This is a genomic window from Rhodococcus koreensis (assembly GCF_900105905.1).
Taxonomy (GTDB): domain Bacteria; phylum Actinomycetota; class Actinomycetes; order Mycobacteriales; family Mycobacteriaceae; genus Rhodococcus_F; species Rhodococcus_F koreensis.
In genome coordinates, this window is the sequence record NZ_FNSV01000005.1 from 4,101,507 (window position 1) to 4,123,547 (window position 22,041).

Below are 22,041 nucleotides of genomic sequence, written 5' to 3' on the forward strand. Positions count from 1 at the left end.
TGAGGCGCACCGGAAACACGAAGGCGGCACCTCGACGCCGTTGTCGAAGTGCCGCCTTCGTGTGGGGCCTGTTGCGTTACAACAGGGTCCACGCTTCGGTGAGGACGCCGCGGAGGATGTTTTCGATTTCGTCGAATTCGGTTTGCCCACAGATCAGCGGCGGTGCGAGTTGGATGACCGGGTCGCCGCGGTCGTCGGCCCGGCAGTACAGGCCGGCGTCGAACAGGGCGGTGGAGAGGAACCCGTGCAGGATCCGCTCGGCCTCGGCGTCGCTGAACGACTCCTTCGTGGCCTTGTCCTTGACCAGTTCGATGCCGTAGAAGAACCCCTCCCCGCGCACGTCCCCGACCATCGGCAGATCGGTGAGCTGGTCGAGGGTGGCCCGGAACGCCGGCGCCTGCTCGGCGACGTGCGCGTTGAGGCCCTCGCGTTCGAAGATGTCCAGGTTCGCCAATGCCACCGCCGCGGAGACCGGGTGCCCGCCGAAGGTGTAGCCGTGCGCGAACATCGACGTCCCGTCCGCGAACGGTGCGAACAACCGGTCCGAGGCGATCATCGCCCCGATCGGCGAGTACCCCGAGGTCAGGCCCTTGGCGCAGGTGATGATGTCGGGCACGTACCCGAAGTCCTCGCACGCGAACATCGACCCGATCCTCCCGAACGCGCAGATCACCTCGTCCGAGACCAGCAGCACGTCGTACTCGTCGCAGATCTGCCGGACCCGTTCGAAGTAGCCGGGCGGCGGCGGGAAGCAGCCGCCGGCGTTCTGCACCGGTTCGAGGAAGACGGCGGCGACGGTGTCGGGGCCCTCGAATTCGATGGCCTCGGCGATCCGGTCGGCGGCCCAGATCCCGAACGCCTTCGGATCACTGCCGAGGGGGTCGGGGGCGCGGTAGATGTTGGTGTTGGGGACCCGGAACGCGCCGGGGGTGAGCGGTTCGAACGGGGCCTTCAGCGCGGGGATGCCGGTGATCGCCAGGGCCCCTTGGGGGGTGCCGTGGTAGGCGATGGAGCGGGAGATGACCTTGTGTTTGCCGGGTTTGCCGACCTTCTTGAAGTACTGTTTGGCCAGTTTCCAGGCGCTTTCGACGGCCTCGCCGCCGCCGGTGGTGAAGAACACCCGGTTCAGGTCGCCGGGGGCGTAGCCGGCGAGGCGTTCGGCGAGTTCGATGGCGGGTTCGGTGGCGTAGGACCAGAGTGGGAAGAACGCCAACTGTTCGGCCTGCTTGGCGGCGGCCTCGGCGAGCTCGGCCCGGCCGTGTCCGGCCTGCACGACGAACAGCCCGGACAGCCCGTCGAGGTAACTCTTACCGGTGGAGTCCCAGATCCGGGCGCCGTCGCCGCGGGTGATGATCGGCGGGGTGATGTTGTCCCCGTGCCGGGAGAAATGCCCCCACAGATGGCGGCGGGCGGACGCTTCGAGTCCGGTCGTGGTTCTTTCGGTGACTGCAGTCATCGTAGTCCTCAATTGTGTTTCGGTTCAGTCGAATTCGGACTGTTCCAGCATCAGCGGCCGAATCCGGGCCGATCGCCTCGGCAGGCCGTCGAACGCCGAGGTCCGATCCGGCATGCGTCAATCGTGACGCCTTCTGCCCGCGAATTCAAGTAGCAACTTGATAAATATTGACGCAATGCGCAGGAAATGTTCCGGTTTGATGACCGAATTCGTGGCGTCGGGTAGCCAACACGAGTGCGCTCTTCTACTGTGGGTGAATCTTTTTTCTCGCCCCCGTCTTGGAGTGATCTCATGACCGTCTCGGTCCCTTTTCCGCCGTCCACCTCGCTCGACCTGCCCGCCACCGTGCCCGGCTGCTGGATCTCCGGATCCCCGGCCGAGGGCTCCGGCGCCATTCACCGCATCGTCGATCCGGCGACGGGCGCCCCCGTCACGGCACTGACCCTCGCGACCGCCCGGGACGCCGACGCCGCCGTCCGGTCGGCGCGTGCCGCCTTCCCCGGCTGGTCGGGTGCCGCCCCGGCCGAGCGCGCAGCAGTTCTCACCACCCTTGCCCGCGCACTCGAGCGCGACGCGGAACTGTTCGCCCGCGAAGAAGTCGCGCAGACCGGCAAGGCAATCCGGCTCGCTCGCGAGTTCGACGTCCCGGGCAGCATCGACAACATCGACTTCTTCGCCGGAGCCTCCCGCAATCTCGAGGGCAAGGCCGCCGCGGAGTACTCCCCCGACCACACGTCGAGCATCCGGCGTGACGCCGTCGGCGTCGTCGGGTCGATCACGCCGTGGAACTATCCGCTGCAGATGGCGGTCTGGAAGGTGATTCCGGCGTTGGCCGCCGGGTGCACGGTCGTGCTCAAACCGAGCGAGCTCACGCCCCTCACGACGCTCCGCCTCGCCCGGCTGGCCACCGAATCCGGGCTGCCCGACGGCGTGTTCAACGTGGTGACGGGCACCGGCGCCGAGGTGGGCGCCGCGCTCGCCGGACACCGCGGAATCGACATGCTGACCTTCACCGGGTCGACCGCCGTGGGCCGCACGGTGATGGCGCAGGCATCGACGAACGGCACCCGCGTGCAGCTCGAGCTGGGCGGCAAGGCCCCGTTCGTCGTGTTCGACGACGCCGATCTCGAGGCGGCAGTGCACGGCGCGGTCGCGGCGTCGCTGATCAACGGCGGCCAGGACTGCACCGCGGCGACCCGCGCAATCGTGGCGGACTCGCTGTACGACGACTTCGTCGCCGGTGTGGCCGAACTGATGGAACGGGTGGTGGTGGGCGATCCCTACGACCCGGACACCGACCTCGGATCGCTGATCACGCTCGCGCATCGCGACCGGGTCGACGGCATGGTGCAGCGCGCCCGCGCCGCCGGCTTCCGGATCGTGACGGGCGGATCCGCCCCCGACCTGCCCGGAGCGTTCTACCTCCCCACCCTGATCGCCGACGTCACCGAGGATGCGGAGGTGTACCGCGACGAGGCGTTCGGACCGGTGCTCACCGTGAGCCGTCATTCGGGCGACGACGACGCGATCCGCCGCGCCAACGACACCGACTACGGTCTCGCCGCGTCGGCGTGGACGACGAACCTGTACCGCGCGCAGCGCGCATCACGGGAGATCGACGCGGGTTGTGTGTGGGTCAACGATCACATCCCGATCATCAGCGAGATGCCGCACGGCGGGGTCGGCGCGTCCGGCTTCGGCAAGGACATGTCGACGTACTCGTTCGAGGAGTACCTGACCGTCAAGCACGTCATGAGCGACATCACCGGAGTGTCGCGGAAAGCGTGGCACCGCACGGTGTTCGGCGCGACGCAGTAGGGCTACTCCTTCGAGGGCGTGCCGTACCGCAGTTTGTGCACTTTGAGGATCGAGATGGTCTCCGTGGTGCGCACGCCCTCGATGGCGCTGACGTGCTGATTGAGGAAGGCCCACAGTTCGGCGTTGTTGGCGCTGCCGACCTCGACGCAGATGTCGCTCCGCCCCAGCAGCGTCGAGACGTACGTGATCTCGGGCATCTCGGTCAGCGTGTCCACGACGTCCTGATGCCGGGCCGGGTCGACGGTGAGGAACACGAGAGCCAGTTGGGAGTCGCCCAGCCGCTCGGGATCGGCGAACGCGACGATGCGCAGGATGTTCAGGTCCTGCAGACGCTTCACGCGGGCCCGTACCGTCGCCTCGGACGAACCCAGGTTGCGGGCGATCTCCCGAAACGCTCGCCGCCCATCGTCTTCGAGTTGCCGCAGGATCGCGCGGTCCAGTTCGTCCAGAGTGTGCTGAGACATGGACCGACTCTATCCAGAACGACGAGATCAGTGGCGTTCCGGGGACAAAAGACTGCATTTCATGGACGCAAAGCCTCAGTTGATGCGCATTGCGTTGATATCTTGTCTTGTGCGACGCATTGCGCGGTGTTAGTGTCTTGAATCACATACTTGCGGCGGCCCGTCGGCCTCCACCCCACTCGACTCGAGTCACCGAGGGCCGCATTCTGAATACACACACTGCGCCGACAAGGCCCAGAACTGGAGAATCCCGTGAGCTTGCACGATTCCTTCGCCGACGACCACACCTATGAGAAGAACCTGCGGTGGTGGGACGGCTTCACCATCAGCCTCTCCATCCCGGCCGCACTGTTCGTCGGCATGGGCTACGCAATCGGCCTGATCGGCGCCTGGACGACGCTCGTCCTCCTCGGCGCCGTCGCCGTCCTGGCGTGCCTGCAGAATTTCATCTACTCCGAGATGGCCAGCATGTTCGTCGACAAGGTCGGCGGCATCTCGATGTACGCCCATCAGGGCTGGCGGACCCGCTCGACCCTCGTCGGTCCGCTCGCGACCTACGGCTACTGGTTCTCGTGGTCCAGTTCGCTCGCCATCTACGGCCTCCAGATCGGGAAACTGGTCCAGGCCGAGTGGTTCCCCGAACAGACGTGGACGTTCTCCACGGGCCTGGCCACCATCGGACTACCCCACGTCATCGCACTGGGTGTCCTGTTCATGGGCTGGGGACTGAACGTCCTCGGGATGCGTCCCGCGATGTGGCTGATGTACGCGACCGGTGCCCTCGTCCTCGTCCCGATCGTCGTCTTCGCGGCCGCTCCGCTCCTATCCGACACCTGGTCGATGAGCAACCTGCACTGGGATATCGCCGCCAGCGGTGAAGCGGGCTGGCGCACCGCCATCGCCTGGATGTTCGTCCTCGCCTGGTCGGTCTACGGCATCGAGGCGGTCGCCTCGTTCGTGCCCGAGTTCCGCGACACCATCCGCGACAGCCGAATTGCGTTGCGACTGGCCGGTTTCTTCGTCATCGCCGTCTACATCCTGGTCCCGTTCGGCGTCGGCGGACTCGTCGACCAGGCGGACGTCGCCGAGAACCCCGTCTCCTTCTACCTGACCGTGTTCGAAAGCCTCCTCCCCGGCGGCGACATCGTGATGGCGATCTGCCTCATCGCCGGCCTCGTTCTCCTGATGGTCATGACCACCGCCGACGGCGGACGCGTGCTCCACGGCAGCGCCCGCGAGGGCCTCACCATCAAGCAACTCGGTGAACTCAACCGTTTCAAGGTCCCGGGGCGGGCCATGTCGCTCGACCTGCTCGTCAACGTCATCCTGATCCTGTTCGTCGGCGAGGCCCTCGCCGTCATCGTCGCAGGCATCGTCGGCTACCTGATCTGCCACATCCTGTCGCTGACCGGCTTCCTCAACCTGCGCCGCGACGAACCGGACGCCCATCGCCCCATCAAGCTCGGCAAGCAGTGGGTGTACATCGCCGGCGTCCTCGTGGTCGTCGACACGATCATGGTCGTCGTCGGCGCTCTCAGCGCCTCCATCACCGGCTACGGCAGCACGAAGGAACTGATCGTCGGGGTCTTCGTCCTGTCCCTGTCGATCGTGCTGTACGCCTACCGGCGCGTCGTCCAGGACGGTCAGCCGTGGGTCTGGAAGGAACCGGCGTCCGCCGTCGAGGCCGATTTCGTGCCCGACGACGACGAGGACGACGCCCCCGCCGCCGACCCGGCGCGCACCGTATAGCTTCGCCTGTGAGTACTTATTAACCGCGGGCGGTTAATAAGTACTCACAGGCGCGAAGCGCATCAGGCCATGGAGCGCACGTGGCGCGCCGCGACCGACAGTGACGCGAGATCGTGGGTGGACGCGGCGTCGATCTCCCCCAGCGTCCGGCGAGCGCGCTCGATTCTCGCCCGATTCGTGCTCTCCCACAGAAGAATCCGGGAGTCCGCTGAATCTCCGGATTCACCCGAGGACAACACGTCGCGGGTCAGGAGCCGGACGGAGCGGTACAGGTCGTCACGCAGCGCCACCCGGGCGAGGGTGTGCCACCGTTCACCCCGTGGAAGCGCCGACACCTTGATCAGCCACCGATCCACACCGAGGTGATCGGAGAGCGCGAAATAGAGCGGCGCCACCTCGGCGACGTCGTGGTCCAGTTCGCGGGCGACGTCGGCGATGTCGAGCAGGCTGAACCGGTAGAGGCCGTCCGCGATCCGCCGGGCGATGGACGTCTCGACGCCCGCCTCGTCGTAGATTCGCCGCGTTTCCTCCATCGCCAGTACCTCGGCGCCGCGGAGCCATCCGCCGACGTCGCCGGAATGCGTGTGGACGGCACGCCGGAAGTCGTCGATCTCGGCGTCCACCGACAGCGGTTGGCGTCGGTTGGCGAGGAACCACCGCGACGCCCGGTCGAGCAACCTGCGGGCCTCGACGACCAGCTCGTACTCCGTCGCCGGCGGCAGTTTCGCCGCGGCGATGTCGGACCAGAGTTCCGCAAGCCCGAACACTTCCGACGTGATGACGAACGCGCGCACCACATCCGCGGGCCCGGCCCCCGTCTCTTCGCGCAACCGGTGCGCATAGCTGAGCCCGCCGCGGGCGAAGATGTCGTTCACGATCTCGGTGGCGAGGATCTCCTGGCGGAGGGGGTGCGCGTCGACGGGGAGGACGGAGCGCAGTGCAGCCGGGAAGTACGCGCCGAGCCGTCCGGAGAAGTACCCGTCGATGAAGACGGCCGAATCCACCAGTTCCGCTTTGAGATCCAGCTTGGCGTGCGCGAGGAGGGTCGCCAGTTCCGGTGAGGTCAACCCGAGCCCCGCCTCCGACAGTTCGGTGAAGCCGTCGGCGTTCGGCAGCGCCTCCAGTTCGCAGTCCAGGCCGCGCTTGTCGACCAGGTCGCCCACCATCCGTGCGTGCACGTCCACCATCCGGTGGGCGTTCGACCGGGCGTCGCCGAGAACCCGATTCTGTGCGCGATTGTTCGCGAGGACGAGTTCCGACACGTCGTCGGTGAGTGTCCCGAGCAGGTCCGAGCGCCGGGCCGGATCGAGCCGCCGGTCGACCGGCAGCGAGTCGAGCAGGATCTTGATGTTCACCTCGTGGTCCGAGCAGTCCACGCCGGCCGAGTTGTCCAGTGCGTCCGTGTTGACGCGTCCACCCGTGCGGGCGAATTCGATGCGGGCGAGTGCGGTCATGCCGAGGTTCCCGCCCTCGGCGACGGCCCGTGCGCGCAGCCGGCCGGCGTCGATCCGGACGTTGTCGTTCGCCTTGTCCCCCGCGTCCGTGTGCGACTCCGACGAGGCCTTGACGTACGTCCCGACGCCGCCGTTGAACAGCAGATCCACCGGGGCTGCGAGGATGGCGCGGATCATCTCCGGCGGCGTCAGCGTCGTCACCGACGGAGCGAGACCGAGCACAGTCCGCATCTGGCTGCTCACCGGAATCGATTTGCTCTCCCGCGACCAGACACCCCCGCCCGCACTGATGAGCGTCCGGTCGTAGTCGGCCCACGACGACCTCGGCAGCTCGAACAACCGACGGCGTTCCTGCCAGGCCTGCTCGCGGCCGGGAGTGGGGTCGACGAAGATGTGCCGGTGGTCGAACGCGGCAACCAGCCCGATGCTCGACGTCTCCAGCATGGCGTTGCCGAAGACGTCGCCACTCATGTCGCCGATCCCCGCCACCGTGAAGCTGTCACGATCGACGTCGATTCCGAGTTCGGAAAGATGCCGGGTGACGCTCACCCAGGCACCCTTCGCGGTGATGCCCATCTTCTTGTGGTCGTAGCCGACCGAACCACCGGACGCGAACGCGTCACCGAGCCAGAAGTCGTATTTCCGGGCCACCTCGTTGGCGGCGTCGGAGAACGTGGCCGTGCCCTTGTCCGCCGCCACCACCAGGTAGGGGTCGTCGCCGTCGCGGCAGACGACGCCGTCCGGGTGAACCGATTCGGCGGTGTCCGAACGGTTGTCGGTGACGTCGAGCAACCCGGAGATGAACTGCCGGTAGCAGTCCAGGCCGGTGGACGACGGATTGCGCACGACGAAACCGCCCTTGGCGCCTGCGGGCACGATCACGGCGTTCTTCACCGCCTGCGCCTTGACGAGTCCGAGGATCTCGGTGCGATAGTCGTCGGGGCGGTCGGACCAGCGGAGGCCGCCGCGCGAGACGGGTCCGTATCGCAGATGCACACCCTCCATGTCCGGTGAATACACGAAGACCTCGTAGAACGGCCGCGGCCGCGGAAGTTCGTCGATCTCGCCGGAGCGGAACTTCAGCGACAGTTGGGGCCGGGCCGGGCCGAGCGTCCCGTCCCGGTAGAAGTTGGTGCGGGTCGTCGCCGAGACGAGATTCACGTACGCGCGCAGGATCCGGTCGGCGTCGAGGCCCTCGACCTCTTCGAGCAGTGACTCGACCGTGGCTCGGCAGGTTTCGACGTCGCCGGCAGAATGCCCGCGCGGATCGAAGTGCGCGTGGAACAGACCCACGAGCGCAGAGGCGAACTCGGGACGCGACAACAGCACCGCCTCGATCCGGCCCTGGTCGTAGGGCAGAGCGCTCTGCCGCAGGAAGCGCGCGTAGGCGCGCAGGAGCACGACCTCCCGCCAGTCGAGGCCGGCGGCGAGCACCAGCACGTTGAACCGATCCGCCTCCGCCCGGCCCGACCACATCGCCCGAAACGTCTCCACGACGGCCTCGGGCTCGACGGATCCCGCGGCCATCGCGGACGCGACGAGCGGTCCCGCGGACACCCGGAAGTCGTAGAGCCGGCACACCAGTCCGTCGGCGCGGCGGAATACGGACGTCCGCTGGTCGTCGACCGCGAGGTCGAGACTCCCGAGGAGGCGGAGCACCCGCTCGAGCGACACGGTCGAGCCGCCGCTGTAGAGCGTGACCCGGAACTGCGGATTCTCACCGGTTCCGGCGGTGTCGACGTGCAGGTCGAAGGCGTCGGCGGTCAGTCGGTCGAGGATGGCGACGTCGGGAAGCGGTGGCCGATCCCGTTCTTCGACATAGCCTTCCGGCAGGGACAGGGCGATCGTGGACGAAATCGAGCTCATAGATTCTCTCCGTTGAGATCCGGGCGCCGAGTGGTTGTCGTGGAATAGAGAAAGATCCGCCCCGCGGGCGCCATTGACCGCGGGGCGGATCGAGTGCCGGGACACGGGTGTGTCGTCGGACGGGGTGTGTCAGGAGTTGCGGTGTGCGTCCGCGATGTCGAGAACCGTGTCGAGGACCGCGAGACCCTCACGGGCCTCGGCCTCGGTGACGGTGCACGGCGGCACCGCGTGAATACGATTGAAGTTGGCGAACGGCAGCAGTCCACTTGCCTTGCAGGCCGCGATCACCTCGTTCATCGCCGGACTGGACGCGCCGTACGGGGCGAGCGGTTCCTTCGTGGCACGGTCGGCGACGAGTTCGATCGCCCAGAACACGCCGAGCCCGCGCACTTCACCGATCGACGGGTGCCGGTCGGCGAGGCCACGCAGTCCGGGACCGAGAATCTCGCTGCCGATCCTGGCCGCGTTCTCGACGATCCGCTCGTCCTCCATCGCATTGATCGTCGCGACCGCGGCGGCGGTGGCGAGCGGATGTCCCGAGTAGGTGAGTCCGCCCGGGTACGGCCGGTTGGCGAACGTCGCCGCGATCTTCTCACTGATCGCGACACCGCCGAGCGGAACGTAGCCGGAGTTGACCCCCTTCGCGAACGTGATCAGGTCGGGTATGACACCGAAATGGTCGATCGCGAACCATTTTCCGGTCCGGCCGAACCCCGACATCACCTCGTCCGCGATGAACACGATGCCGTAGCGGTCGCAGATCTCGCGGACGCCGGCCATGTAACCGGGCGGAGGCACCATGATCCCCGCGGTCCCGGGAACCGATTCGAGCACGATCGCCGCGATCGAGTTCGGCCCCTCGAGGCGGATCAACTGATCGAGGTGCTCGAGCGCGCGCTCGGTTTCCTCCTGCTCGTTCTCCGAGTGGAACTGCGACCGGTACAGGAACGGTCCGTGGAAGTGGACGACTCCGCTGTTGCCGTAGTCGTTGGGCCACCGACGCGGGTCACCGGTGAGGTTGATCGCGGTGTCCGTGCCACCGTGGTACGAGCGGTAGCGGGAGAGCACCTTGTACCGGCCGGTGTGCAGGCGGGCCATGCGCACGGCGTGCTCGTTGGCGTCGGCGCCACCGTTGGTGAAGAACACCTTGTTCAGATCGCCCGGGGTTCGTTCGGCGATCAGCCGCGCGGCTTCGGAGCGGGCGTCGTTCGCATACTGCGGTGCGATGGTGCACAGCTTCGCGGCCTGGTCCTGAATGGCAGCAACGACTTTGGGGTGCTGGTGCCCGATGTTCGTGTTGACCAGCTGGGACGAGAAGTCCAGCATGCGGTTCCCGGCACCGTCCCACACGTACGAACCCTCGGACGCGAGGATCGTCATCGGTGTGATCTGCTCCTGCGCGGACCACGAGTGGAACACGTGCGCGCGGTCGAGCGCGTAGGCGCGCTCGCCCTCGGCACGGGCCGCGTCGAGGGGCTGACCGGTGGGCAGGAGTTCCTGGGAGACTGTCGTCGTCATGACCGTGGGTCCTTTCCTGCTCAGTTGTTCTGGGGGAAGCCGAGGTTGATGCCGCCGTGACTCGGGTCGAGCCAGCGGCTGGTGACGACCTTGCCGCGGGTGAAGAAGTGGACGCCTTCGGCGCCGTGGGCGTGGGTGTCGCCGAACAGCGAGTTCTTCCAGCCACCGAAGGAGTAGTACGCGGTCGGGACCGGAATCGGCACGTTGATGCCGACCATCCCGACCTCGACCTCGTTCTGGAACCGCCGGGCGGCGCCGCCGTCGTTGGTGAAGATCGCGGTGCCGTTGCCGAACGGGCCGGAGTTGATGAGTTCCAGCGCCTCGTCGTAGCTCTTGACGCGAATCACGGACAGGACGGGTCCGAAGATCTCGTCGGTGTACACACTCATGTCGGTGGTGACGTGGTCGATCAGCGTCGGGCCGAGCCAGAACCCGTCCTCGCCACCGTCGGCCTGCACCTGCCGGCCGTCGACGACGATGGTGGCCCCGTCCTTCTCGCCGGCGTCGATGTAGGAGGCGACCTTGTCGCGGTGCACCTTCGTCACCAGCGGTCCCATGTCGGAATCTTTGGTGCCGTCGCCGATCTTCAACGTGTTGGTGCGTTCGGTGATCTTCGCGACCAACTCGTCGGCGATGTCCCCGACGGCGACGAGGGCGGAGATGGCCATGCAGCGTTCGCCGGCGGATCCGAAGCCGGCGTTGACCATGGCGTCGGCGGCCAGATCCAGGTCGGCGTCCGGCAGGACGATGGCGTGGTTCTTCGCCCCACCCAATGCCTGAACTCGCTTGCCGTGGGCGGTGCCGGTGGCATACACGTACTGCGCGATCGGGGTAGACCCCACGAAGCTGATCGCCTTGACGGCCGGGTTGGTGAGGAGCTCGTCGACGGACGTCTTGTCGCCCTGCAGCACGTTGAACACCCCGGCGGGCAGGCCGGCTTCGGCCCACAGTTCGGCCATCCAGATCGCGGCGGTCGGGTCCTTCTCCGACGGCTTCAACACCACCGTATTGCCGGCGGCGATCGCGACGGGGAAGAACCACATCGGGACCATGGCGGGGAAGTTGAAGGGGGAGATGATCGCGACCGGTCCGACGGGCTGACGGATCGAATGCACATCCACATTCGTCGACGCGTTCTCCGTCATGCCGCCCTTGAGCAGATGCGCAATGCCACACGCGAATTCGACGACCTCCTGGCCGCGGCTCACCTCACCGAGGGCGTCGGAGACGACCTTGCCGTGCTCGGAGGTGATGATCTCGGCGAGTTCACCCTTGCGCTCGTTGAGCAGTTCCCGGAACTTGAAGATGATCTGCGTCCGCTTGGCAAGCGAGGTGTCACGCCACGCCGGGAAGGCGGCGGCGGCCGAGTCGATGACCGCGCGGGCGTCCTCGACGCTGGCGAGGGCGACCTGACCGGTCACGGCGCCGGTCGCCGGGTTGGTGACGGGGGCGGTGTTCCCGCTGGTGCCCGCGAAGCTCTTGTTGTCGAACCAGTGCGAGATCGTTCGGGTCTGCGCGGCGCCGTCGCTGTGTGTCATGAAATGGGTGTCCTAACCGGGAGAGAGCGGATACCGGGGCGATCCGCACGGATCGCGTGATGCCTCCACTCTGGTCCGTGAACCAGCCCCCAGACCCCGACGATCTGTATAACAATCCGCCTTCTGATTTACACTGCGTAAATGCTGCCCACCATCGTCGACATCCTGGCGCTCCCGGTCGTCCAGGCCGGGACGCCCGAGGTGATCGGCGGCGGAACACTCGACAGGCCGGTGCGATGGGTGCACGTCAGCGATCTACCCGACCTGTCGAACCTCCTCCAGGGCGGCGAACTCGTCCTCACCACCGGGCAACCCCTCGCCGACGACTCGTCGAGCGTGGAATACCTGGAAGGGCTGGCCGCGGCGGGCGCAGCCGGACTCGTCGTCGAACTCGGCGTCCACGTCGACACCGTCCCGGACGGGGTGGCACGCGCCGCCGACAGACTGTCGTTCCCCCTGATCGCGCTGCACCGTCAGATCAAGTTCGTCGAGGTCACGGAGGCTGTGCACCGATCGATCGTCGCAGAGCAGTACGACGAGGTCGCGTTCGCACGGCACGCCCACGAGGTCTTCACCGACCTCAGCATGAAGCGGGCGTCGCTCGGCGAGATCGTCGACGCCGCGGCAGGCATGCTCGGCGCCCCGATCGTGCTCGAAGACCTCAACCGGCAGGTGCTGGCGTTCGCGGCGCAGGGCACCGCGACGGCGGACCTCCTCGCCGAGTGGGAACGCCGGTCGCGGCTCACGCCCGTGTCGCATCAGACCGCGGTCGACGGGCCCGAGTCGTGGACGACCACCCCCGTCGGCGCACATCGGCAGGAATGGGGACGACTCGTCGCCCCCCGCCCCGTCGCCGCGGAAGGTCGTGCGCGGATGACCCTCGAACGCGCGGCCCAAGCGCTCGCACTGCACCGCATGGTCGAACAGGACCGAACCGCACTCGAGCAGCAGGCCCAGAGTGGGCTCATCGACGAACTCCGCCGCGGACGCATCCAGGACGAGGCCGAGGCGACCGCACGCGCCCACGCACTCGGTCTCCGGCCGGCACTGACCTACCTGCCGATGACGGTCCGGGTCGGCGAAACCGCCAGCGCCGACCAGGTTCTGGCACAGCGACGCCGGATCACCATGCTCGACGCCGTGCGTCACGCGGTCCGGACGTCGCGGCAGACGGCACTGACCGCGAACACCCGGGCCGGGCAGATCGACCTGCTCCTGTCCCATCCGCCGGTGTCCGCACCCGGCGCGCTGACCGAACTCTGCGGGGCGATCCGCGCCGCACTCGCCCGGCTCGACGGCGTCCTGCACTGCACGATCGGCGTCGGCCCCGAATCGACCCGGCTGCTGGACGCCGCGGGCGGCCTCGCGGAATCCGCGCACATCGCCGACGTCGCGCTGTCGTTGCCACCGGACGACAAGGCTTTTCACCGGGCAGCCGACATCCGGTTGCGCGGGCTCCTCGCCCTCATCCGGACCGATCCGCGGGTGCAGGCGTTCGCCGAAACCGAACTCCGCGGCCTGCTGGAGCATCGCGCGCGCCACGGCGGCGACAGCGTCGAAGTCCTGCGGAGCTTCCTCGAACTCGGCGGCAACAAGACGGAACTCGCGAAGAGGCTCCACCTCTCGCGCCCCACGCTCTACGCGAAGCTGGCCACGATCGAGCGACTGCTCGGTGTCGACCTCGACGACGCCGAGTCCCGGACGTCGCTGCACACGGCCATGCTGATCCTGCAGCTCCGCCGCCCGTGAGTACTTATTAAAGATGTTTCGGTAATTGAGTGAGAACTGATCATAAGGAAAGTCCGGTGTGGTCGAGGAAGCTCTGACACAGGTCGTAGCTCGAGCCGACTCGGGTCAGCCCGAACTCGGTCGCCACGCGGACCTCGTCGAGGGTATCGGGGCACAGGTTGGCCAGTTCGGTGGATTTCATGTTGCCCCAGACCTGTTCGATCGGGTTGAGCTCAGGAGCATAGGCAGGGAGGCGTTCGACGTGGAGCCAGTCGCGTTGGGTGGCCAGCCACGCGGTCATCGCGCGGGACCGGTGGGCCATGAGCCCGTCCCAGATCACGATGACCTTCTCGCCGGCGAAATGGGTGCGTAATTCGGTGAGAAACTCGATGAGCTTGTCGGTGTTGTAGGCGCCGTCGGTCATGGAGAACACGAACGCGCTGCGACTGCGGTCGTGTCGATAGGCCAGGACCCCGGCCATGGACATGCGTTTCCAGGAGAATCGATGATGCAGAACCGGTGTCACGCCTTTCGGCGCCCAGGTTGCTCGGACCACCGGGAGCAGCGACACACCGCTTTCGTCCTGGAAGCAGATCCATGCACCTTGGCGCCGCGCTATTTTTTTATCCGCGGCCACTCGTTCTCGCGCCAGGCGACGATGGCGTCCTCGTCGCGTTCGACTGCCCGCCGTGCGGGACGCTGGCGGCTCCAGCCCAGCCTGGTCCGCAGGATCGTCCAGGTCTGGGTGGGTCCGTAGGTCACGCCGGTGAGCCGCTCGATCACGATCGCGACCCGGCCCAGCGTCCACACCCCGGTCGCGAAGCCGTGAGCCTGGGGCCCTTTCAGCAATTCCTCTCGGATCACGGCGATCTGGGCGTCATCGAGCCGGGACCGACGTCCCGCGCGACCGGCACCTTCCAATGCCTCGTTGCCTCCTTCGATCCACTGTCGATGCCAGCGTGAGGCGGTCTGCTGGGAGACCTCCAACTCGACCGCGACATCCACCTGCCGCCGCCCTGCGGCGAACATCTCCGCGGCCTGCATCCGCCGGTCACGCAACGCCCCGAGGTCACGGCGACCGCCGCGCCGCTTGACTTTCCGGGCGTCGGACCCCACGCCGGAACCGGTTTCCTTCCCTGCCATTCATCAATGATCAAGCAGCACGGTGCGAATCACGCGCAACGACACACCCTATTACCGAAACATCTTTAACGTCGGGCGGTTAAGAGTACTTATTAACGTCGGGCGGTTAATAAGTACTCACGGGGCGTAGCCACTCTCGAACATCGTTCGACGAGAACCGGCTCAGGGTGCCAACATCCGAATAGTCGCGATCCGGAACCCCGATATTGAGAATTATCTTCAGAACTGTTGGCATGAATGATCGCTTTCTTCACTATTGGCACCTACCAATCGAATTTCCAACAGCACGGAGTTCTCATGAAGGTCGGTATCCCCCGCGAAATCAAGAACCACGAATACCGCGTGGCCATCACCCCCGCCGGTGTCCACGAACTTGTCGGCCGCGGCCACGAGGTGATCATCGAAACCGGGGCCGGCGTCGGCTCGTCCTTCGCCGACGCGGACTTCAAAGCCGCAGGCGCGCAGATCCTCTCGACCGCCGACCAGGTCTGGGAGAGTGCCGACCTGCTACTGAAGGTCAAAGAACCCATCGCCGAGGAATACCCCCGCCTCCGCCAAGACCAGGTGCTGTTCACCTACCTGCACCTCGCCGCATCCAAGGAGTGCACCGACGCACTGCTGGCGTCGAAGACCACCTCCATCGCCTACGAAACCGTCACCGGCGCCGACGGCTCCCTGCCGCTGCTCGCCCCGATGAGCGAGGTCGCCGGACGCCTCGCCCCGCAGGCCGGCGCCTACCACCTGATGCGCCAGGGCGGCGGCCGCGGCGTTCTGATGGGCGGTGTCCCCGGGGTGCGACCGGCCAAGGTCGTCGTCATCGGCGCCGGCGTCTCCGGCAAGAACGCCATCGCCATCGCACACGGCATGCACGCCGACGTCACCGTCCTCGACCTGTCCATCGCCCGCCTCCGGGAGATCGACGCCCAGTACCACGGCCAGGTCAAGACCATCGTCTCCAACAGTCTCGAACTCGAGCAGGCCGTCCTCGACGCCGACCTCGTCATCGGAGCTGTCCTCGTCCCCGGCGCCAAGGCCCCCACCCTCGTCTCCAACAACCTGGTCTCCCGGATGAAGCCCGGCTCCGTGCTCGTCGACATCGCCATCGACCAGGGCGGCTGCTTCGAGGACTCGCGTCCCACCACCCACGCCGAACCCACCTACCAGGTCCACGACTCGGTGTTCTACTGCGTCGCCAACATGCCCGGCGCCGTCCCCCGCACGTCGACCTACGCGCTCACCAACGCGACCCTGCCGTACGTCGTCGCCCTCGCCGACAAGGGCTGGCAGGAAGCGACCGCGACCGTTCCCGGCCTCGCAGAGGGACTGTCCACCCACGACGGCAAGCTGCTGTCCACCGAAGTCGCTGCCGCGCACGGCTACCCGGCCGCGACACTGCCCGCCTGAGACGCTAGGCGCCGAGCCCGAACGCGACGAGGAACCCGAGCGCGGTGGACAACCCGACCCACCACCCACCTTCCCGGTAGGCCTCGGGCATCAGCGAGTCCGCGAGCACGGCGATGGTCGCGCCACCGGCGAACGCCTGGATGGTCGCGATGGTGCCGTCGGAGATGGTGTCGGACACGGCATCGGCACCGATCACCACCAGCACCAGCAGGACGGCGGTCGCCACCCACACCGACAGGGCGCGGCCGCGGCTGAAGTGCGGCTGGGACCGCATGGACGCCGCGCCCGCGACCGCCTCGGGCACGTTTCCGACCGCGACGGCGACGAGCAGCACCACCCCGCCTGCGCTGCTGATCGTCACCCCGAGGGCGGTGTTCTCGGGGATGCCGTCGAGCAGCGCACCGAGCATCAACGCCCAGCCGAAAGCGGCGGCACCGAGTTTCTGCTCGATGAGCCGGTCTGCGACCACGTAGACGAGTGCCCCCGTGAACAGGGCCGCGCCTGCCGTCCAGATCCCTTCGGTCTCGAACGCGGGCTGGAACAATTCGGTGGACACGGCGGCCACCATCGTTCCCGCACCGAACGCCATGAGTGCCGCGAGGACCGGCCGCGGCAGGTCGTAGCGCAGCCCGACGACGGCACCGATCAGCAAGGGTACGGCCGTGCCGAGGCCGTACAGAGTCGCGGTCAACATGGTCGAGAGCGTATCCAGACGACGCCGGGATGCGGGACAATCGGACGATGGCTTGGCTCGAGGTCGTGCGCACCGGACCGTTCACCACCGTGCAGGATCGCGGCCGCCCCGGCTATGCGTCCATCGGTGTCGGCGAGTCGGGTGCCGCCGACCGCGAGGCGCACGACAGCGCAAACAGGTTGGTGGGCAACCACTCCGGCGCAGCCACACTGGAGGTCACGCTCGGCGGGCTGGCCGTGCGGGCGACCGGGACCGTCTCCGTCGCCGTCACGGGCGCCCGCAACCCCGTCACCGTCAATTCCGAACCCCGACCCGACTACACGATGCTCCACCTGAACACGGGAGATCTACTGGAGATCGCGTTCGCGACCGAGGGGCTGCGCAGTTACGTCGCGGTGCGGGGAGGGTTCGACGTACCCGCGGTGATGGGGAGCCGGTCCACCGACACACTGTCGGGCCTCGGCCCCGATCCCGTCGCCGAGGGTGACCGGTTGCTCGTGGGTGCGGATGCCGGCGACTGGCCCGCGGACGAGATCATCCCGCCACCGGTCACCCCCGAGGATCCGTTGACGATGCGCGTCCGCCTCGGACCGCGGGACGACTGGTTCACGCCCGCGTCGGTCGACGCCCTTCTCCGCGAGACGTGGACGGTCAGTTCCGACACCAACCGGGTGGGGGCGCGATTCGAGGGCCCGGGAGCGCTGCACCGATCCGTGCGTGACGAGATGCCGAGCGAGGCCATGGTGGCGGGTGCCCTGCAGGTGCCCCCGAACGGTCAGCCGATCCTGTTCCTCGCCGACCATCCGGTGACGGGCGGCTACCCGGTGATCGCCGTGGTCGCCGAGGCTGACCTGCCGATGGCCGCGCAGTTGCGACCCGGGCACCGGGTGCGCTTCCACCGGGTGGTGACGTCGCCGATCCCGAAGTGATCGGGGCGGAAATCTAACTCCGGCGGCGCCGGGCGATGTCGGCGAGCACAACACCCGCGGCGACGGACGCGTTGAGCGATTCGACGGGGCCTGCCATCGGGATGCTGAGGATGGCGTCGCAGTTCTCGCGCACCAGACGCGACAGTCCCTTGCCCTCGGAGCCGACCACGACGACCACCGGGCCGCTGCCGTCGAACTCGTCGAGCGTGGTGTCGCCACCCGCGTCGAGCCCGACCACCTGGACGCCCTTGGACGCCCAATCCTTCAGCGTGCGAGTGAGATTGGTGGCGCGGGCGATGGGCAGACGCGCGGCGGCGCCGGCGCTCGTGCGCCACGCCACCGCGGTGACCGACGCACTGCGCCGCTCGGGGATGACCACACCGTGACCACCGAACGCAGCCACCGACCGGACGACGGCACCGAGGTTGCGGGGGTCGGTGATGTTGTCGAGGGCCACCAGCAGCGGCGCCTCCTGGTGCTTGCGGGCTTCCGCGATCAGGTCGTCGGGGTGCGCGTAGCGGTACGGCGGCACCTGCAACGCGATGCCCTGGTGCATGCCGTTGGCGCTGAGCCGGTCGAGATCCGTGCGGGGAACCTCGAGGATGGAGATGCCCGCGTCGGCCGCCCGCTGGACGGATTCCTTCAGACGGTCGTCGCTCTCGGTCCCGACCGCGACGTACAGTGCGGTCGCGGGGACACCGGCACGCAGGCATTCGACGACGGGGTTGCGGCCCAGCACGTTCTCGGGGCCGTCGAGCACCTTGCGACCCGCGGTCTGACGACCGCGGCCCGGCTGCTTCTCGGCGTCCCGGGCGGCGCGGGCGGCCCGCTTCGCGGCGGGGTGCTTGGTGCGGGCCTCCGCGGGCGGCGTGGCGCCACGGCCTTCCAGCCCCTTGCGACGCTGGCCACCGGAACCGGCGACCTGGCCCTTCTTGGTGCCGGCCTTGCGGATGGCTCCGCGCCTACTCGAATTTCCAGCCATTACTACTGTCCTGCCTTGAGAGACCACTCGGGCCCGTTGGGGGTATCGGTGACCTCGATGCCCGCCCGGATGAGACGGTCACGCACCTCGTCGGCCACAGCCCAGTTCTTCTCGGCGCGGGCAGTCTGCCTGCGCTCGAGTTCGGCCCGGACCAGAACGTCCAGGGCATCGGTTGCCGCGGACGCGTCCGCGGTCTCCTGAGTCCAGTGCGCGTCCAGCGGGTCGACGCCGAGGATTCCGAGCATGGCCCGGACCTGCGACGCGATTGCGCGCGCGCCTTCGAGATCTCCCCCGTCGAGCGCGATGTTGCCCTCGCGGACCTTGCCGTGCACCTCGGCGAGTGCGGCGGGGACGGCGAGGTCGTCGTCGAGAGCGCGAGCGAACGCGTCCGTCCACCGGCCGACCGCGACCTCACCGGCGCGCTCCTGCGTGCGCGTGACGAACGATTCGATGCGGCGGTACGCGGCCGCGCCCTCGTCGAGCGCGGTGTCGGAGTACTCGAGCATCGACCGGTAGTGGGCACTGCCGAGATAGTACCGAAGCTCTTGCGGCCGAACCTTTTTCAGCACGTTCGGCACGGAGAGAACGTTGCCGAGCGACTTCGACATCTTCTCGCCACCCATGGTGACCCAGCCGTTGTGCAGCCAGTACTGCGCGAAGTCGTCGCCGGAGCACTTGGCCTGCGCGATCTCGTTCTCGTGGTGCGGGAACACCAGGTCCAGGCCACCGCAGTGGATGTCGAACGCCGCCCCGAGATAGAACTCGGCCATCGCGGAGCACTCGAGGTGCCAGCCCGGCCTGCCACGGCCCCACGGCGTCGGCCACGACGGCTCGCCCGGCTTCTCCGCCTTCCACAGCGTGAAGTCGCGGGGGTCGCGTTTGCATTCGCCGGCGCTCTCGCCCTGGTGCACGTCGTCCAGTTTGTGCCCGGACAGGCTGCCGTACTGCGGGTAGCTGCGGACGTCGAAGTAGACGTCGCCGCCCGCCGCGTACGCGTGGCCGTTGTCGATGAGGCGCTGCATCATCTCGACCATCTGCGTGATGTGCCCGGTGGCGCGCGGCTCGACGGACGGCGGCAGCACACCCAGTTGCTGGTAGGCCCACGTGAAGGACCGCTCGAACGTGGCGGCCCACTCCCACCACGGCCTGCCCGCCTCGGCGGCCTTGTTCAGGATCTTGTCTTCGATGTCCGTGACATTGCGGACGAACGCCACGTCGTAGTCGTGGGCGAGCAGCCAGCGTCGCAGCACGTCGAAGGCGACGCCGCTGCGTACGTGACCGATGTGGGGGTCGCCCTGCACCGTGGCGCCACACAGGTACACCGATGCGTGTCCAGGGGCCAGCGGAGCGAAGTCACGCAAGGCCCGCGTCTCGGTGTCGAATAGGCGCAGGGTCACGACCAGCGATCCTACCTGGCGCTTCGATCGGGAATGACCAATGCGGTGGCCATCGCGGCGATCCCCTCGCCGCGGCCGGTGAGACCAAGCCCGTCCGTGGTGGTCGCGGACACCGAAACCGGGGCTCCCAGAATGTCGCTGAGCACCTTCTGGGCCTCGTTCCGGCGCGGGCCGATCTTCGGCCGGTTCCCGATCACCTGGACCGCGGCGTTGGCGACACCGAAATCGTCCTCTTCCAGGAGCCGGCGGACCTCCGCGAGCATCGCGGCGCCGCTCACCCCGGACCACTCGGGTCTGCCGGTTCCGAAGACGGAGCCGAGATCGCCGAGGCCGGCGGCGGAGAGCAGGGCGTCGCAGAGTGCGTGGACGGCGACGTCGCCGTCGGAGTGACCCGCGCAGCCGTTCTCGTCCTCGAACAGCAGGCCCGCCATCCAGCACGGCCGTCCCTGCTCGATCGGGTGGACGTCCGTCCCGATTCCGACTCGCACTAGTGCGCTCCCTCTTCCACCAGCGCGCGGGCCAGGACGAGGTCCAGCGGCGTGGTGATCTTGAATGCTGTGGGTTCTCCGACGATGCTGCGGACCCGTTCCCCGAGCCGCTCCACCAGGCCGGCGTCGTCCGTGGCGATGCCGTCGGCGGCGGCGTACGCGCGGCGGAGCAGTTCCGCGGTGAAACCCTGCGGCGTCTGCACCGCCCGCAGTTCGGACCGTTCGGGGGTGCCGGTGACCGCACCGAGAACGTCGACGGTCTTGATGGTGTCCGCCACCGGGAGGACGGGAATCACCGCGGTGCGGCCACACCGCAGCTCCGCGACCACCCGCGCGATGAGCGACGGCGGCGTCAGAGCGCGGGCGGCGTCGTGCACGAGGACATATTCGGCGTCGTCCGCGACGGCGAGTCCGGCGCGAACCGAATCGGTCCGCTCACTCCCACCGGCGACGACGGTGACGTCACCGGGGAGGAGGCTGCGCGTCGACTCGACGAGTTCCTCCGGGACGATCACGACGACGCGGTCGACAGCCCCCGACTGCAGGAGCCCGTCGACCGCGCGTGTCAGCATGGTCGTCCCCCCGAGATCAACGAATGCCTTGGGCTTGTTCTCACCCAAACGCACTCCCTGACCTGCGGCGGGAACCAGCGCGACTACAGGACCTTGTCCCTCGGCCACTGTGTGTATCGCGACTGTCTAGGACGCGGCCGCGAGGACCTCGTCGAGGATGGTCTCGGCCTTGTCGCTGTCGGTGCCTTCGGCGAGTGCGAGTTCGCCGACGAGGATCTGCCGCGCCTTCGCGAGCATGCGCTTCTCTCCCGCGGACAGACCGCGGTCCTGCTCACGACGCCACAGGTCACGAACGACCTCGGCGACCTTGTTGACGTCACCGGACGCGAGCTTTTCGAGATTCGCCTTGTAGCGGCGTGACCAGTTGGTGGGTTCTTCGGTGTGCGGAGCCCGCAGTACCTGGAAGACCTTGTCGAGACCTTCCTGGCCGACGACGTCGCGTACGCCCACGTACTCTGCGTTGTCTGCGGGAACCCGTACGGTGAGATCGCCCTGAGCAACCTTGAGAACGAGATATTCCTTCTGCTCACCCTTGATGGTGCGGGTTTCAATAGCTTCGATCAGCGCCGCACCGTGATGGGGGTATACGACGGTGTCTCCGACCTTAAAAATCATCTGTCCCGTGCCCCTTTCGATCATTCGAGTTTAACACGTGTCCGGATCCTGGTCGCATCAACGGTGCAGGTCAGGGGCATCATGGCCTGACCCTAGGGGTTGACAGGGGTCCCGATACGTGCATTCCGGACACCCCGATCCGGCCGTTCTCCGGCACCGAAACCGCACGCAGACAACCATTGTGAGTACCCAGCGAGCAGGCCACGCGGGGGAACTACTACTCTGC

18 protein-coding genes are annotated in these 22,041 nt (G+C 67.6%); 5 read left to right on the forward strand and 13 right to left on the reverse strand.

The features are described from left to right. Positions 1-76 precede the first annotated feature (76 nt). Positions 77-1,456: an aspartate aminotransferase family protein gene (locus BLV94_RS23205; RefSeq protein ID WP_072939507.1), complete on the reverse strand. Its 1,380-nt coding sequence runs from the start codon at positions 1,454-1,456 to the stop codon at positions 77-79. A 291-nt stretch (positions 1,457-1,747) separates the two neighbouring features. Between BLV94_RS23205 and BLV94_RS23210 the strand changes: the two genes are divergently transcribed. Continuing rightward, positions 1,748-3,274 carry a gamma-aminobutyraldehyde dehydrogenase gene (locus BLV94_RS23210; protein ID WP_174705467.1) on the forward strand — a complete coding sequence of 509 codons (1,527 nt, stop codon included), beginning with the start codon at positions 1,748-1,750 and terminating at the stop codon, positions 3,272-3,274. 2 nt (positions 3,275-3,276) lie between these two features. Here BLV94_RS23210 and BLV94_RS23215 read toward each other — a convergent pair whose 3' ends face one another. Continuing rightward, positions 3,277-3,738, reverse strand: a complete 462-nt coding sequence (locus tag BLV94_RS23215; protein ID WP_072939510.1) for an Lrp/AsnC family transcriptional regulator — start codon at positions 3,736-3,738, stop codon at positions 3,277-3,279. A 252-nt stretch (positions 3,739-3,990) separates the two neighbouring features. On the opposite strand from BLV94_RS23215, the gene BLV94_RS23220 reads away from it, so the two are divergent. Beyond that, positions 3,991-5,487: an APC family permease gene (locus tag BLV94_RS23220; RefSeq protein ID WP_072939513.1), complete on the forward strand. Its 1,497-nt coding sequence runs from the start codon at positions 3,991-3,993 to the stop codon at positions 5,485-5,487. A gap of 62 nt (positions 5,488-5,549) precedes the next feature. Here BLV94_RS23220 and BLV94_RS23225 read toward each other — a convergent pair whose 3' ends face one another. The 3 genes from BLV94_RS23225 to BLV94_RS23235 form a co-directional block, all read right to left on the reverse strand. Next, positions 5,550-8,807, reverse strand: coding sequence for an NAD-glutamate dehydrogenase domain-containing protein (locus BLV94_RS23225; RefSeq protein ID WP_072939516.1), 3,258 nt, complete (start codon positions 8,805-8,807; stop codon positions 5,550-5,552). Between the two features lie 129 nt (positions 8,808-8,936). Beyond that, entirely contained in the window at positions 8,937-10,325 is a 1,389-nt protein-coding gene (locus BLV94_RS23230) for an aspartate aminotransferase family protein (protein ID WP_072939519.1), read from the reverse strand. Between the two features lie 20 nt (positions 10,326-10,345). Next, the gene (locus BLV94_RS23235) at positions 10,346-11,863 is read right to left on the reverse strand and encodes a CoA-acylating methylmalonate-semialdehyde dehydrogenase (RefSeq protein ID WP_074933797.1); all 1,518 of its coding nucleotides are present in this window, start codon (positions 11,861-11,863) and stop codon (positions 10,346-10,348) included. Positions 11,864-12,004: 141 nt separating this feature from the next. Between BLV94_RS23235 and BLV94_RS23240 the strand changes: the two genes are divergently transcribed. After that, positions 12,005-13,612 (forward strand): PucR family transcriptional regulator, encoded by a 1,608-nt coding sequence (locus tag BLV94_RS23240; protein WP_072939605.1) that lies wholly within the window; start codon positions 12,005-12,007, stop codon positions 13,610-13,612. A 40-nt stretch (positions 13,613-13,652) separates the two neighbouring features. Here the strand turns inward: BLV94_RS23240 and BLV94_RS23245 are convergent, their stop codons facing one another. Both BLV94_RS23245 and BLV94_RS23250 read right to left on the reverse strand, forming a co-directional pair. Next, positions 13,653-14,228: an IS630 family transposase gene (locus BLV94_RS23245; RefSeq protein ID WP_143051382.1), complete on the reverse strand. Its 576-nt coding sequence runs from the start codon at positions 14,226-14,228 to the stop codon at positions 13,653-13,655. Beyond that, positions 14,207-14,734 carry a winged helix-turn-helix domain-containing protein gene (locus BLV94_RS23250; RefSeq protein ID WP_208613698.1) on the reverse strand — a complete coding sequence of 176 codons (528 nt, stop codon included), beginning with the start codon at positions 14,732-14,734 and terminating at the stop codon, positions 14,207-14,209. Before BLV94_RS23250 ends, BLV94_RS23245 begins: the two co-directional genes overlap by 22 nt. 297 nt (positions 14,735-15,031) lie before the next feature. Between BLV94_RS23250 and ald the strand changes: the two genes are divergently transcribed. Beyond that, a complete protein-coding gene (gene ald / locus BLV94_RS23255; RefSeq protein ID WP_072947414.1) occupies positions 15,032-16,138 on the forward strand; it encodes an alanine dehydrogenase in 1,107 nt (368 codons plus the stop codon). A gap of 4 nt (positions 16,139-16,142) precedes the next feature. Here the strand turns inward: ald and BLV94_RS23260 are convergent, their stop codons facing one another. Then, positions 16,143-16,832, reverse strand: a complete 690-nt coding sequence (locus tag BLV94_RS23260) for a ZIP family metal transporter (RefSeq protein ID WP_072947413.1) — start codon at positions 16,830-16,832, stop codon at positions 16,143-16,145. A 47-nt stretch (positions 16,833-16,879) separates the two neighbouring features. Here BLV94_RS23260 and BLV94_RS23265 point away from each other — a divergent pair, with 47 nt between their 5' ends. After that, positions 16,880-17,761: a 5-oxoprolinase subunit C family protein gene (locus BLV94_RS23265; protein ID WP_072947415.1), complete on the forward strand. Its 882-nt coding sequence runs from the start codon at positions 16,880-16,882 to the stop codon at positions 17,759-17,761. Positions 17,762-17,774: 13 nt separating this feature from the next. Here BLV94_RS23265 and rlmB read toward each other — a convergent pair whose 3' ends face one another. The 5 genes from rlmB to carD are packed head-to-tail and all read right to left on the reverse strand — an operon-like array spanning position 17,775 to position 21,815. After that, positions 17,775-18,743 carry a 23S rRNA (guanosine(2251)-2'-O)-methyltransferase RlmB gene (gene rlmB, locus BLV94_RS23270; protein ID WP_072947412.1) on the reverse strand — a complete coding sequence of 323 codons (969 nt, stop codon included), beginning with the start codon at positions 18,741-18,743 and terminating at the stop codon, positions 17,775-17,777. A gap of 2 nt (positions 18,744-18,745) precedes the next feature. Next, positions 18,746-20,140 carry a cysteine--tRNA ligase gene (cysS, locus tag BLV94_RS23275; protein ID WP_072947411.1) on the reverse strand — a complete coding sequence of 465 codons (1,395 nt, stop codon included), beginning with the start codon at positions 20,138-20,140 and terminating at the stop codon, positions 18,746-18,748. Positions 20,141-20,151: 11 nt separating this feature from the next. Continuing rightward, on the reverse strand, positions 20,152-20,628 hold the full coding sequence (gene ispF / locus BLV94_RS23280; RefSeq protein WP_005244898.1) for a 2-C-methyl-D-erythritol 2,4-cyclodiphosphate synthase: 477 nt from the start codon (positions 20,626-20,628) through the stop codon (positions 20,152-20,154). Beyond that, complete coding sequence (gene ispD / locus BLV94_RS23285) at positions 20,628-21,308, reverse strand: 2-C-methyl-D-erythritol 4-phosphate cytidylyltransferase (RefSeq protein ID WP_072947410.1); 681 nt, start codon at positions 21,306-21,308, stop codon at positions 20,628-20,630. The genes ispF and ispD overlap by 1 nt, the downstream gene beginning before the upstream one ends. A gap of 18 nt (positions 21,309-21,326) precedes the next feature. Further along, complete coding sequence (carD, locus tag BLV94_RS23290) at positions 21,327-21,815, reverse strand: RNA polymerase-binding transcription factor CarD (RefSeq protein WP_005262216.1); 489 nt, start codon at positions 21,813-21,815, stop codon at positions 21,327-21,329. Positions 21,816-22,041: the final 226 nt, after the last annotated feature.